This window comes from Salmonella sp. 2020_1459 (assembly GCF_043847915.1).
GTDB classification, from domain to species: domain Bacteria; phylum Pseudomonadota; class Gammaproteobacteria; order Enterobacterales; family Enterobacteriaceae; genus Salmonella; species Salmonella enterica.
The window spans coordinates 133,644-145,149 of the sequence record NZ_JBCMFA010000004.1 but is presented as its reverse complement, the minus strand read 5'-3'; the positions used below and the strand labels follow the sequence as shown (position 1 = coordinate 145,149).

At 55.3% G+C, this 11,506-nt stretch carries 13 protein-coding genes; 3 read left to right on the top strand and 10 right to left on the bottom strand.

Annotation, left to right across the window (positions count from 1 at the left end; all coding sequences use genetic code 11):
• Nucleotides 1–78 precede the first annotated feature (78 nt).
• From nikR to ACH0VJ_RS12580, 3 genes are all read right to left on the bottom strand, one after another.
• Nucleotides 79–480 (bottom strand): nickel-responsive transcriptional regulator NikR, encoded by a 402-nt coding sequence (gene nikR, locus ACH0VJ_RS12590; RefSeq protein ID WP_001190057.1) that lies wholly within the window; start codon nucleotides 478–480, stop codon nucleotides 79–81.
• Nucleotides 481–571: 91 nt separating this feature from the next.
• A complete protein-coding gene (gene acpT / locus ACH0VJ_RS12585; RefSeq protein WP_000285377.1) occupies nucleotides 572–1,150 on the bottom strand; it encodes a 4'-phosphopantetheinyl transferase AcpT in 579 nt (192 codons plus the stop codon).
• Nucleotides 1,151–1,201: 51 nt separating this feature from the next.
• A complete protein-coding gene (locus ACH0VJ_RS12580; RefSeq protein WP_000179588.1) occupies nucleotides 1,202–2,251 on the bottom strand; it encodes an AI-2E family transporter in 1,050 nt (349 codons plus the stop codon).
• A gap of 89 nt (nucleotides 2,252–2,340) precedes the next feature.
• Here ACH0VJ_RS12580 and ACH0VJ_RS12575 point away from each other — a divergent pair, with 89 nt between their 5' ends.
• Nucleotides 2,341–3,600: an MFS transporter gene (locus tag ACH0VJ_RS12575; protein ID WP_077677850.1), complete on the top strand. Its 1,260-nt coding sequence runs from the start codon at nucleotides 2,341–2,343 to the stop codon at nucleotides 3,598–3,600.
• 3 nt (nucleotides 3,601–3,603) lie between these two features.
• Here the strand turns inward: ACH0VJ_RS12575 and ACH0VJ_RS12570 are convergent, their stop codons facing one another.
• A complete protein-coding gene (locus ACH0VJ_RS12570) occupies nucleotides 3,604–4,161 on the bottom strand; it encodes a DcrB family lipoprotein (protein WP_001245277.1) in 558 nt (185 codons plus the stop codon).
• A gap of 72 nt (nucleotides 4,162–4,233) precedes the next feature.
• Nucleotides 4,234–4,899 carry a 7-cyano-7-deazaguanine/7-aminomethyl-7-deazaguanine transporter gene (locus tag ACH0VJ_RS12565; RefSeq protein WP_001536852.1) on the bottom strand — a complete coding sequence of 222 codons (666 nt, stop codon included), beginning with the start codon at nucleotides 4,897–4,899 and terminating at the stop codon, nucleotides 4,234–4,236.
• A 169-nt stretch (nucleotides 4,900–5,068) separates the two neighbouring features.
• On the opposite strand from ACH0VJ_RS12565, the gene tusA reads away from it, so the two are divergent.
• Nucleotides 5,069–5,314, top strand: a complete 246-nt coding sequence (tusA, locus tag ACH0VJ_RS12560; RefSeq protein ID WP_001541054.1) for a sulfurtransferase TusA — start codon at nucleotides 5,069–5,071, stop codon at nucleotides 5,312–5,314.
• A gap of 23 nt (nucleotides 5,315–5,337) precedes the next feature.
• Here tusA and ACH0VJ_RS12555 read toward each other — a convergent pair whose 3' ends face one another.
• The 3 genes from ACH0VJ_RS12555 to ACH0VJ_RS12545 form a co-directional block, all read right to left on the bottom strand.
• The gene (locus ACH0VJ_RS12555) at nucleotides 5,338–6,981 is read right to left on the bottom strand and encodes a methyl-accepting chemotaxis citrate transducer (protein WP_000789671.1); all 1,644 of its coding nucleotides are present in this window, start codon (nucleotides 6,979–6,981) and stop codon (nucleotides 5,338–5,340) included.
• A gap of 199 nt (nucleotides 6,982–7,180) precedes the next feature.
• On the bottom strand, nucleotides 7,181–9,379 hold the full coding sequence (gene zntA / locus ACH0VJ_RS12550; protein WP_000106664.1) for a Zn(II)/Cd(II)/Pb(II) translocating P-type ATPase ZntA: 2,199 nt from the start codon (nucleotides 9,377–9,379) through the stop codon (nucleotides 7,181–7,183).
• An 80-nt stretch (nucleotides 9,380–9,459) separates the two neighbouring features.
• Entirely contained in the window at nucleotides 9,460–10,086 is a 627-nt protein-coding gene (locus ACH0VJ_RS12545; protein WP_000964735.1) for a lysoplasmalogenase, read from the bottom strand.
• 141 nt (nucleotides 10,087–10,227) lie between these two features.
• Here ACH0VJ_RS12545 and ACH0VJ_RS12540 point away from each other — a divergent pair, with 141 nt between their 5' ends.
• The gene (locus tag ACH0VJ_RS12540; protein WP_000042853.1) at nucleotides 10,228–10,599 is read left to right on the top strand and encodes a DUF2500 domain-containing protein; all 372 of its coding nucleotides are present in this window, start codon (nucleotides 10,228–10,230) and stop codon (nucleotides 10,597–10,599) included.
• A 21-nt stretch (nucleotides 10,600–10,620) separates the two neighbouring features.
• Here the strand turns inward: ACH0VJ_RS12540 and ACH0VJ_RS12535 are convergent, their stop codons facing one another.
• Nucleotides 10,621–10,890 carry a DUF1145 family protein gene (locus tag ACH0VJ_RS12535; protein ID WP_000906759.1) on the bottom strand — a complete coding sequence of 90 codons (270 nt, stop codon included), beginning with the start codon at nucleotides 10,888–10,890 and terminating at the stop codon, nucleotides 10,621–10,623.
• A complete protein-coding gene (rsmD, locus tag ACH0VJ_RS12530) occupies nucleotides 10,880–11,476 on the bottom strand; it encodes a 16S rRNA (guanine(966)-N(2))-methyltransferase (protein ID WP_000743275.1) in 597 nt (198 codons plus the stop codon). Before rsmD ends, ACH0VJ_RS12535 begins: the two co-directional genes overlap by 11 nt.
• Between the last annotated feature and the right edge of the window lie 30 nt (nucleotides 11,477–11,506).

The following is an 11,506-nucleotide window of genomic DNA, read 5'->3' as shown; positions in this document are numbered from 1 at the left end:
CGCCTCATCCGGCCTACAAACGACGACGTGCGAGCGTAGGCCGGGCAAGCGAAGCGCCCCCGGCAAGGCGCTGGGGCGTTAGTCTTCTTTCGGCAAACACTGCAAGTGGCCGTGGCGCACGCCGCGCTGGGCGATAACATCATCGGCAAAATGCTGTACGTCGCCCATATCGCCCTTCAGAACGGCGATCTCCAGACAGTCATCGTGGTTGATATGGACGTGCAGCGTGGCGACGGATAAATCATGATGATGATGCTGGGTGGAGACGATGCGGCTGGCTAAATCCCGTTTCTCATGTTCATAAACATATGAAAGTACCGCGAAACCCTGTGTACCGTGTTCCTGGGTGGCCTCCTGCGCCAGAGCGCCGCGCAAAATATCACGGATCGCTTCGGAGCGATTGTTATAGCCGCGTCGCTGGCTCAGGCTGTCCAGCGTTTCCAGTAAATCGTCATCGAGGGTGATGGTGACACGTTGCATCTGACTTAAACCTTTTGGTATGGCGCGTCGGCGCATGGGAAGCTCCGCATTTTGTAACACACGTCCGCCGCCAGAGGGAAAAATTAATGTGTCATAACGCTTTTGTTATCGTCTGCGGCGTCAGCGTAAACGGTGTGGGGGTACAGACTGCCAGACTGAGCGTATCGAGCTGACACTGGCTGACCGACAAGGCAGAGGGCAACGTGCTGTCCACGCTGACGATTTGCCAGGCGCTGCCGCCGCGTTGTTTTACGATGGCTTCTTTACGCGTCCAGATACGCCAGAAGGCCGCCAGTTGTCGCTCCGGACGTTCCGCTTCCATTTCAGCATGTTCGCCGAGGCTGAATACCGCATTTGCCAGCGAACGCCAGTTATCGCGCGGGCGGATCACTTCAATATCGCAGCCGACTTCACCTTCGTCGCTAAGCAACAGAGCAATAGTGTCGCCGCTATGACTGAGGTTAAACCACAGCGGCGCTCCGGCGGAAAAAGCCGGTTTACCCTGTTCGCCATACACCATCTCCGGTAGTGGCGAGAGCGCACGGGAAAGCAGCACGCGCCCGGCCAGCCAGCTTGCCCGGCGAACGCCCTGCGGCGCCTGAGCGATTAACGCGTCGGGCAATTGACCTGCGCTTAATGTTGACACTTTTCCCAGAACGACCTGGTACATATCAGGACCAACGTTGCCTATGAAGAAGAGGAGATTGTAGCATCTGTCGCCTCATCCCGGTAAACGGCTTTTCGGTCGGCCTGGCCCCAGTAAGATCGCCAGTTTGCTGCCGCCTTTAGTGGTTTCCATCCAGATTTTGCAGACGCTGGTCAAAGGAACGGACAAGAGCATCCCGACCGGGCCTAATAGCCATCCCCAGACCAGTAACGAAAGAAATACCACCAGCGTGGACATTCCCAGACGATGGCCCATCATGCGTGGCTCCATAATGTTGCCAATCACCATATGGACCACCAAAAAGAGCGCGCCGACCAGTACGCACTCGTAAAAACCGTTAAATAACAGCGCCTGAATCATGGGGGGAACGGCGGAAATCACCGAGCCGATATTAGGAACGTAATTGAGCAAAAAGGCCAGTACGCCCCACATTAGCGCAAACTGAATATCCATTAACGCCAGTCCCAGCCAGATAATCGCGCCCGTCCATAAACTGAGCAGCGTTTTCAGCGCCAGATAATGCGAGACGCCTTTCAGGGCGCGGTGCAGGCCGGCAATATGGATTTGTGGATTGTTTAGCGCGAAACGTAATTTATAAGGCACGTGACGCACCTCAAACAGCATAAAAACCACGGTCATCACCAGCAGCACAATGCTTGCCATCGCGCCCGATACGCCGGTCATTAATGTTGTGGTGAAGAGCATGATTTTATCGGAATCCATCCCGCGGAGCATACGTTCCGGCGACATATGTAAATTCAGGAAGGGCATTAACTCCTGAAGGTGTAAGACCTTACGCGTCAGCTCCTTGCTGTATTTAGGCAGCATAGCGATAAATTCATTAAGCGATGCGGCAAGCACACCCACCAGCGCGGTAAGCACGATCAGCATGACGACCACCACGATAGTAATCGCCAGCGGTCGCTTCACGCCCCGGCGAATAAACCAGGTCACTAATGGATTAAGAACAATGGCGAAAAAGAGCGCCAGCAAGAGTTGTACAATAATATCCGCCGCGGCATGAATCCCGGCGAGAATAATAACCAGGGAGGCCAGTTTCAGCAGAATATGCATACCCGTTTTGTCGGGTTGAGCGGTTGCCATGAAGTTTTCCTTGTTGTGTTTTTTTCTAAGTGTAGCGGCTGCCCTGATACCGATAATCTGAATCTCACTACTGATTTTCACCGCGCGCCATGATAGAAAAGAAAACATGTTGTAAAAATGCGGTGATACTCATGCCCGAACCCGTCGCTGAACCGGCGCTAAACGGATTGCGCCTCAATCTGCGTATTGTCTCCATCGTGATGTTTAACTTTGCCAGCTACCTGACTATCGGCCTGCCGCTCGCCGTCTTGCCCGGCTATGTGCATGATGCGATGGGATTCAGCGCGTTCTGGGCGGGGCTTATTATCAGCCTGCAATACTTCGCCACTCTGTTAAGCCGTCCCCATGCCGGGCGGTATGCGGATGTATTAGGGCCGAAAAAAATCGTTGTCTTTGGCTTATGCGGCTGTTTTTTAAGCGGACTCGGCTACCTGCTGGCGGATATCGCCAGCGCCTGGCCGATGATCAGTTTGTTGCTACTGGGGCTGGGTCGCGTGATTTTGGGGATTGGGCAAAGTTTTGCCGGCACCGGTTCGACACTGTGGGGCGTCGGTGTCGTCGGGTCGTTGCATATTGGTCGGGTCATCTCCTGGAACGGTATCGTCACCTACGGCGCAATGGCGATGGGCGCGCCGCTGGGCGTGCTGTGTTATGCCTGGGGCGGGTTACAGGGACTGGCGCTAACGGTGATGGGCGTGGCGCTGTTGGCGGTACTGTTAGCCCTTCCACGTCCGTCGGTGAAGGCGAACAAAGGCAAGCCGCTGCCGTTTCGCGCGGTGCTGGGGCGTGTCTGGCTGTATGGTATGGCGTTGGCGCTGGCCTCGGCAGGGTTTGGCGTCATCGCGACGTTTATTACCTTATTTTATGATGCTAAAGGCTGGGATGGCGCCGCCTTTGCGCTCACGTTATTTAGCGTCGCGTTTGTCGGCACGCGTTTGCTGTTCCCTAACGGCATCAATCGTTTAGGCGGGTTGAATGTCGCCATGATCTGCTTTGGCGTGGAGATTATTGGTCTGTTACTTGTGGGGACGGCAGCCATGCCGTGGATGGCAAAAATCGGCGTTTTACTCACGGGGATGGGGTTTTCGCTGGTCTTTCCGGCGCTGGGCGTGGTGGCCGTCAAAGCCGTGCCGCCGCAGAACCAGGGCGCGGCGCTGGCGACCTATACCGTCTTTATGGATATGTCTTTGGGGGTTACCGGGCCGCTGGCGGGGCTGGTGATGACCTGGGCGGGCGTGCCGGTGATTTATCTGGCGGCAGCCGGGCTGGTAACGATGGCGCTATTGCTGACCTGGCGCTTAAAAAAACGGCCTCCGTCTGCACTGCCGGAGGCCGCATCATCATCGTAAAGGTTACTTAATAACTAACGTATTGATGATGTTTTCAGCCGTGGTTTGCGCTTTTTGCTGATTGTCCGCAGGCAGCGTGACCTGAATCGTCAGCAATTGGTTATCCACTTTGCCCAGCACGATGGAAGAGTACGCCGTCTGGCCTTTCGCGGAGATAATGCTGTCCAGTTGTTGCAACGTATGGCCTTTGAGCTCAATAGACTTATTGGTGACCACCTGAAGCTGCGGGTCGCGGCTACGCTGTTGCTCAAGCAGGCGGTTCGCCAGCACCGGCAACGCTTCATCGGTATTATCGCCGACGATAACAATCACCGCTTTCTGGCCCGTCGGGTCAGAATAAACGTGCATATTATTCGCCTGGGTGCCCAGCTTACCGCTTTGATCGGTCATATCCGCCGGCAGCGAGAAACTGAGTTTGCCATCCATCAGGCTGATGGGCTGACCGGAGGCCTGGCTTTCCGCGGCGGCGCTTTCTGCCGACGCTTTTGTATCATTGTTATCACAGGCCGCAAGCCCCATAACCAGCAGGCCAATACCGGCATATTTAACCAAATTGCGCATTGACTTCTTCCTTTCGATAAACGGCCATAACGGCTCATTCGCTCATCTTATCACAACTCGGAAAACGAACCTTTAACTTGCCGGTAATGGGGAAATTTCAGATTTATCTGCCAGCTTTTTCAGCAACATATTCAGTAGAACGCCGTACATCGGCAGGAAGAAAATAATGCTGATGAGCACCTTAAAGCAATAATCCACCAGCGCAATTTCCATCCAGTGCCCGGCCATAAAGGCATCGGGGCTTCGCCAGAACGCAATGAAGAAAAAGGCAAGGGTATCGCTGATATTGCCAAACAGCGTTGAAGCGGTCGGCGCCAGCCACCAGCGACGATTTTGGCGCAGGCGGTTAAATACATGGACGTCAAGGATCTGTCCCAGCGCGTAGGCCATAAAGCTGGCGGCGGCGATACGGGCGACGAACAGATTAAAGTTCGCCAGCGCGGCGAAACCTTGCCAGGTGCCCATATAGAACAGCGATGACACCACATACGACACCAGCAGCGCGGGGATCATGACGGCGAAGATAATGCGGCGCGCCAGCGGTGCGCCAAAAATACGCACGGTAAGATCGGTGGCAAGAAAAATAAAAGGAAAACTAAACGCGCCCCAGGTCGTGTGGAAACCAAAAATAGTGATGGGGAGCTGCACCAGATAGTTACTGGAAATGATCACCAGTAAATGGAATAGCGATAGCCAGAACAACGCTTTTACGCGCTGTGATTGTGTAAACGGAGTCATATTGTGACCTTTTTGTTGGATGGGGTGAGGGAACCCAATAAAGAACCGCCGCATAATACTGTTTTGCGCTGGCATTGCAATGGCTAATTTTCACGCAATCGTTAACCTGCCTGGCTTACTGACGAAGATGGGCGTAAAATATCGCCGTTTTTCTACCATTGAGACGAAGATGAGCGATCTGTTTTCCTCCCCTGACCATACGCTTGACGCCCTGGGGCTGCGTTGCCCTGAACCAGTAATGATGGTGCGCAAAACGGTGCGCAACATGCAAACTGGCGAAACATTGCTGATTATCGCCGACGATCCGGCGACAACGCGTGATATTCCGGGGTTCTGTACCTTTATGGAACACGATTTGCTGGCGCAAGAGACGGAGGGTCTGCCGTACCGCTATTTATTGCGTAAAGCGCATTAACCGCACGGCAGATACTATTCTGATTAGAAGCTTTCCCAGTTCGCCTGTTCTGCGGCGGGCTGTGGCGTTAAACCTTTGCTTAACGTCGTTGGCGACGCCTCCCGACGAGGCTGTTTCTGGATGCGGAACGCGGCGACCGCCTGACGAAGTTCGTTAGCCTGATCTTCCAGCGCCGCCGCCGCTGCTGCGGATTCTTCTACCAGCGAGGCGTTTTGCTGCGTCACGCTGTCCATTTCCGATACCGCCTGCGCCACCTGCTCAATGCCTTTGCTTTGCTCATCGGAGGCAGAGGCGATTTCGCCCATAATATCGGTCACGCGGGTCACGGCGTTGACGATCTCTTTCATGGTTTCTCCCGCTTCGCGTACCTGCGTAGAGCCGGTATCAATGCGCGACACGGAGTTTTCAATCAGCACTTTGATCTCTTTGGCGGCCTGCGCGCTACGGCTGGCCAACGTGCGTACCTCTCCGGCCACGACCGCGAATCCTCGCCCCTGTTCGCCGGCGCGGGCGGCTTCTACCGCGGCGTTCAGCGCCAGGATATTAGTCTGGAAGGCGATACCGTCAATCACGCTGGTGATGTCCACGATTTTTTCCGAGCTTTCGGCGATATCGTTCATGGTGCTCACTACGTTATCCACCACGCGTCCTCCTTTACGCGCGGTTTCTGATGCGGTTTTCGCCAGACCCGTCGCCTGTCGTGCGTTATCGGTGTTTTGCCGTACCGTGGCGGTTAACTGTTCCATGCTGGCGGCGGTCTCCTCCAGCGCCGAGGCCTGCTGTTCGGTACGGGAAGAGAGGTCGCTGCTGCCGGCGGAAATTTCGCCTGCGCCAGTATAGATAGAGTCTGCGTTATCGCGCACCGCGCTGACGGTACGGATTAACGACTGCTGCATCGTTTTAAGACCGGCGGCCAGTTGGCCCATTTCACTGCGTCCTTCGGCCTCTATCTCATGGGTAAGATCGCCGTCGGCGATCGTTTGAATGTGCGCCATAATCCGTTGCAGCGGGCGGAGTAGAACGCGTTGCAGCCCCAGCCAGATAAACGCCAGCACGATGAGTACGATAAGTAGAATTATCCCCAGCGTCCATTGCATCTGGGTAAAACTGCTCTGATTCTGATCGCTGGCTAATTTTATTAATTGCGCATTTTGAGAGAGCCACTTGTCATATACCTGCTCCATGTCATCCTGCGCTTTTTGCGCGTCAAGGTTGCCATAGGCGGCGTAATTATCGGCTTTAAGATAGTGGATAGACTGCTGCAAAACGTCATACATCTGCTTAAAGCTGGCTTCGGCCTGGGCATCCAACGCCGGATCTTTGCCTGCGATCGCTTCGGAGTTCACGTAGTTGTTGAAATGCTTTTCCGCTTCGTTGAGCGACGCGCCAGCGTTGGTTAACAGCGTGTTCATGGCGTCCAGCGAGGCGGGATCGCGCTGATTTTTTAACATGCGTATCGCCACGCGGTTAATGGTGACGCGGGTTTCAATCAATGTCTGAAAACTGCCGCCCAGTTCCTGTTGTTGGTAACTCAGTGCGCTCGCATTCTGGAAATTCAGCCGATCGCTGCTGACGGCGGAATAAAACAGTATTCCTGTCACCAGCAATAAGGCGCTAAATATGCCCAGCGTCGCGATAACGCCGGTGATGACTTTGATATTTTTCATAGTGCCTAACATTCCTTATTTTGTAGACGGTATGATCAATATCGGTTGGATAAAAATTAACCTTACATCAAATCACGCTATTTCTGATTAATGGTTTGATAAGTAATAGAAAATAAATAATTTTCGCGTGAATAATATGTACAAAGAAAGGAATACCGCGGGATAACCCGGCGACACGACGCCGCCGGGCGGGAGAAGATTAGTTTTTACGCAGCAAACGTAGCGCGTTGGCGGTCACCAATACCGTGGCTCCCGTATCCGCCAGGATTGCCAGCCATAGCCCGGTAAAACCAAGTAGCGTCGTCACCAGGAAAATGGCTTTCAGCCCCAGCGCAATGGTGATGTTCTGCCGGATATTCGCGTGGGTAGCGCGCGCCAGCGTAATCATCTGCGCTAACCCGCGCAGACGGTTATGAGTAAGGGCGGCGTCAGCCGTTTCCAGCGCGACGTCAGTACCGCTGCCCATCGCAATTCCGATACTGGCGGCTTTCATCGCGGGCGCATCATTAATGCCGTCGCCCACCATCGCCAGCGGCGCTTGTTGGTTAAGGGCGGTGACTGCCCGCACCTTGTCTTCCGGCAGTAGTCCGGCTTTAAACGCCAGATCCAGCTCGCCGGCAATCGCTGCCGCCGCCCGTGGGTTATCGCCGGTCAGAATCACGCCGTTAACGCCTAACTGATGCAGTTCGCGGATGGCGTCGCGCGCATCGTCACGCAATGTATCCTGGAGGGCGAGGACGCCAACAACGGTCTCGTTACGCAGCACCAGAACCACCGTCTGCCCGGCGTTTTCCAGTTCGCTAATTTGCCCGGCAAACGCTGCCGTAGGCTGTTTTCCCGCCGCGCAAATCAGAATACGTTCGCCGTTAACCTGCGCTTCAATTCCGGTGCCGGCCAGCGTTCGCTGCGATTCCGCCGTCGGGATCGCCAGATCGCGTGTCTGCGCTTCGCGGACAATAGCCTGCGCCAGCGGGTGCGTAGCGCCTTGTTCTACGGCTGCCGCCAGCGCCAACAGTTCAGCCTCGCTGATACCGCTTGCCGGATGAATCGCCGTCACCCGTGGTTTACCAATGGTCAACGTACCGGTTTTATCAAAGGCGACCTGCGTGATACGGCCCAGTTGCTCCAGCGCTGCGCCGCCTTTAATCAATGCGCCGCGCCGTGCCGCCGCCGCCAGCCCGGAGGTAATGGCCGCGGGCGTGGAGATCACCAGCGCGCACGGGCAACCGATGAGCAGCAGCGTCAGCCCTTTATAAATCCACTCCTGCCAGCCGCCATCGAACATCAGCGGCGGAATAAGCGTCACCAGCAGCGCGATGACCATAATGACTGGCGTATAGATGCGGCTGAAACGGTCAATAAACCGCTCAATGGGCGCACGGCGCTCTTCCGCCTCTTCAATCAGCGTCAGGATACGGTCAATCGCGCTGGCGCCAGGTTCAGATAGCACCTCCAGGGTGACGAGACGGTCAACGCTGGTCGCGCCTGCCGGGACTTTGTCGCCCGTTGCGCGCTCCACAGGGATAGACTCGCCGGTGAGCGCGCTTTCATCAAAGCTGGCGAAACCGGAAACCAGTTTACCGTCGGCGGGTAAACGCCCCCCGGCGGCGACTTCGATAATATCGCCCGGTCGCAGGGTATTAATCGCGACCTCTTCCCGTACGCCGTCGCGCAGACGGGTCGCCGTTTCCGGTTTAAGCGCCATTAACGCGCTGACGCCTTTACGGGCGCGGCTGGCGGCCCATCCTTCCAGGCGCTCGCCGATGAGGAACAGCAGCAATACCATTGCCGCCTCCGCCGTCGCGCCAATAAACAGCGCGCCAATGGCGGCGACGCTCATCAGCGTTTCAATAGCGAACCAACTGCCGCTTTTCATCAGCCGCAGCGCCTGGCGGGCAATAGGATACAGACCGACCATGGTGGTGGCGATAAAGGCCAGTTGGCCGAACGGGTGGTTAAATTGCTCCAGCCCCCAGCTTATCGCCATCATAATGATCAGCGTAATAAGCGGCAGGTTCTCTTTAAGACGAGATTCAGGCGCGGCGTCGCGCGAATCTTCACTACGCAAGGTATAACCCGCCTTCTGTACGGCGTGTTCAATTTGCGCGCGGAGGTCGGTGTCGGCATCGACCACTAACTTTTCGGTGGCGAACAGCACTTGCGCCTGGTTGACGCCGCGAATTTGGCGTACCGCATTCTCCACTTTTCGGGCGCAGGCGGCGCAGTCCATGCCGGAGATTTTCCAGGTATAGCGCGTGCCTGCCACGGCAGTAGAAACAGGCGCGCTGGACGCGCAATGTTCTTCGCAGCAGCAGCTATCGGCCTTCTGTATTGCCGGGGCTAATCTGAAGGAGGTAAAGGGCGGGACTTTTTTGCCATCGGTATCAGGGGTCGACATAACGTCCTCCGGTTGATGATAATTTTCTCATTAACCGGAGGATACACTCTGGAGTCGACTCCAGAGTCAAGCGCTATTATTTACAGGTACAGCGAGCGAACAATCAGGAAGTGTCCGGCAAAGTAGCAGGCGGCGGCAATCGCGTTATCCGCCCGGAAACGGCGGCGGTAATGGCTACCCAGCCAGACGATATTGCCGATAAACAGCAGCGTCGCGCCGGTAAAGGCCGAAAGGGCTGGCGCCGTTGGACGGAAGAACCACAGTTCGCCCGCCAGCCAGACCATGACCAGCGTCATGGCGATAAAAGTACACACCGGCCAGCGTAGCTCCTCCAGTCGCGTCCAGATAACGGCGATAAGCAACGCGCCGACTATCAGTAACGCCAGCGGCAGCGGCCAGAAGAACGACAACGTCATTTGGCTGGCAAAATAAATGGTGTAGAGCAGATGTGATAAGAAAAATGCCCCGACGGCGTACAGCAGGCGTTGACGCGGCAAGAGCGTTAACGCATCGCCGACCAGCGAGGCGCACAGTCCGGCCAACACAAGATAACTGATGGCGTCAAACATCGGCGCTTGCCAGGCCAGTAACAGCAATAGTAATAACGTGACGGGCTTAAAAACCCAGCGTTGCCAGGCTGGCCCGCGATAGGAGGCGTCCACATACAGCCATGCGGACAGGCAGACAGCGATAAACGACCAAAGCATCTTAATTCCTTGAATTCGTTATTTTTTCGCAAACGGTATGCTTGCGGCTCTATTATTCAGTGTAGAGGCCGTGACGGTCAGATGACAACACTATAACGGGCAGGGTATGCTTATTTCCGCATTTTCTGACAGGTTAACAGTATGAGTAAGCCACCGCTTTTCTTCATTATAATCATCGCATTAATCGTAGTTGCCGCGTCGTTTCGCTTCGTTCAGCAACGGCGGGAAAAAGCCGCTAATGAGGCGGCGCCGTTACAGCAAAAGCAGGTCGTGGTCAGCAATAAACGGGAGAAGCCGGTTAATGACCGACGCTCTCGCCAGCAGGAAGTGATCCCGGCGGGAACCAGTATGCGCTATGAGGTCAGTTTTAAGCCGCTCAATGGCGGTCTGGAAAAAACGTTCCGTTTACAAGCGCAGCAGTACCACGCTTTGACGGTGGGCGATCAAGGTACGCTGAGCTATAAGGGAACGCGGTTCGTCGGGTTTGTTAGCCGTACCCCGGATAACGAATAAACCGTCATCCGGCAGCAAACATTATTTTTTGTTCTTAAACTTCTTCTGCCAGACCAGCAGCTCAAACACGCCGAACAGGAAAATGCGGATTTTCTCTCCCGTCGTCATCTGCGGACCCTCTTTCGGTATCGTTGATTTCAGCAGCGCCAGTTGCATACCGTGCATCAGCGCCATGAACACCAACGCCACGTTGACGAAGATATTGAGTGGGCGCGGGAAGGGATGCACCAGATTAAGAATCAAAAATGCCCACACGAAGAGCATTAATAAGCGGCCCAGATTAATCAACATCATTTTCTCCTTGCGCGTCGCGCTGATACAGACGATAAGCGACCTGTCCGGCCACCTTTTCTCGATACAATGCCCAGTTCGCCGGAACGGGCGGCAGACCGTTTTCCACCTCGCTTTCTACGTAGATTAGCGCGTCGTCGGCCAGCCATCCCTGGGTTTCCAGCAATTGTAACGTCTCTTCCAGCAGCCCTTTACGAAACGGCGGGTCGACAAAGACGACGTGATGCGGCGTTCCCGGCTGGCTGAGGAAGGCCAGAGTATTGGTATTGACGACGCGAGCATTGTTGGCTTTCAGCGTCGCCAGATTTTTTTGCAACTGCTGCGATACGGCGCGATCCATTTCCAGTAACGTTGCCTGGGCCGCATAACGCGATAGCGCTTCCAGACCCAGCGCGCCGCTGCCGGCAAAGCAATCCAGACAATGGGCGTCTACCATTACCGGAGCCAGCCAGTTAAATAACGTTTCGCGCACGCGATCGGTGGTGGGACGCAGACCCGGGCTGTCCGGAACCGGTAATTTACGGCCACGCCATTGCCCGCCAATAATGCGGATTTGGCCGCTGCCAGAGTGAGTCGGTTTTTTCATTTCTCTTGCTCGAACCGCCTGTTGCAAGTT

Bases quoted from the DNA above. Each gene is read 5' to 3' on its own strand.
- nikR (WP_001190057.1), bottom strand. From the start codon at position 480: ATGCAACGTGTCACCATCACCCTCGATGACGATTTACTGGAAACGCTG.
- ACH0VJ_RS12575 (WP_077677850.1), top strand. From the start codon at position 2,341: ATGATAGAAAAGAAAACATGTTGTAAAAATGCGGTGATACTCATGCCC.
- ACH0VJ_RS12570 (WP_001245277.1), bottom strand. From the start codon at position 4,161: ATGCGCAATTTGGTTAAATATGCCGGTATTGGCCTGCTGGTTATGGGG.
- rsmD (WP_000743275.1), bottom strand. From the start codon at position 11,476: ATGAAAAAACCGACTCACTCTGGCAGCGGCCAAATCCGCATTATTGGC.
- ACH0VJ_RS12565 (WP_001536852.1), bottom strand. From the start codon at position 4,899: ATGACTCCGTTTACACAATCACAGCGCGTAAAAGCGTTGTTCTGGCTA.
- ACH0VJ_RS12555 (WP_000789671.1), bottom strand. From the start codon at position 6,981: ATGAAAAATATCAAAGTCATCACCGGCGTTATCGCGACGCTGGGCATA.
- tusA (WP_001541054.1), top strand. From the start codon at position 5,069: ATGAGCGATCTGTTTTCCTCCCCTGACCATACGCTTGACGCCCTGGGG.
- ACH0VJ_RS12580 (WP_000179588.1), bottom strand. From the start codon at position 2,251: ATGGCAACCGCTCAACCCGACAAAACGGGTATGCATATTCTGCTGAAA.
- ACH0VJ_RS12535 (WP_000906759.1), bottom strand. From the start codon at position 10,890: ATGTTGATTAATCTGGGCCGCTTATTAATGCTCTTCGTGTGGGCATTT.
- ACH0VJ_RS12545 (WP_000964735.1), bottom strand. From the start codon at position 10,086: ATGCTTTGGTCGTTTATCGCTGTCTGCCTGTCCGCATGGCTGTATGTG.
- zntA (WP_000106664.1), bottom strand. From the start codon at position 9,379: ATGTCGACCCCTGATACCGATGGCAAAAAAGTCCCGCCCTTTACCTCC.
- ACH0VJ_RS12540 (WP_000042853.1), top strand. From the start codon at position 10,228: ATGAGTAAGCCACCGCTTTTCTTCATTATAATCATCGCATTAATCGTA.
- acpT (WP_000285377.1), bottom strand. From the start codon at position 1,150: ATGTACCAGGTCGTTCTGGGAAAAGTGTCAACATTAAGCGCAGGTCAA.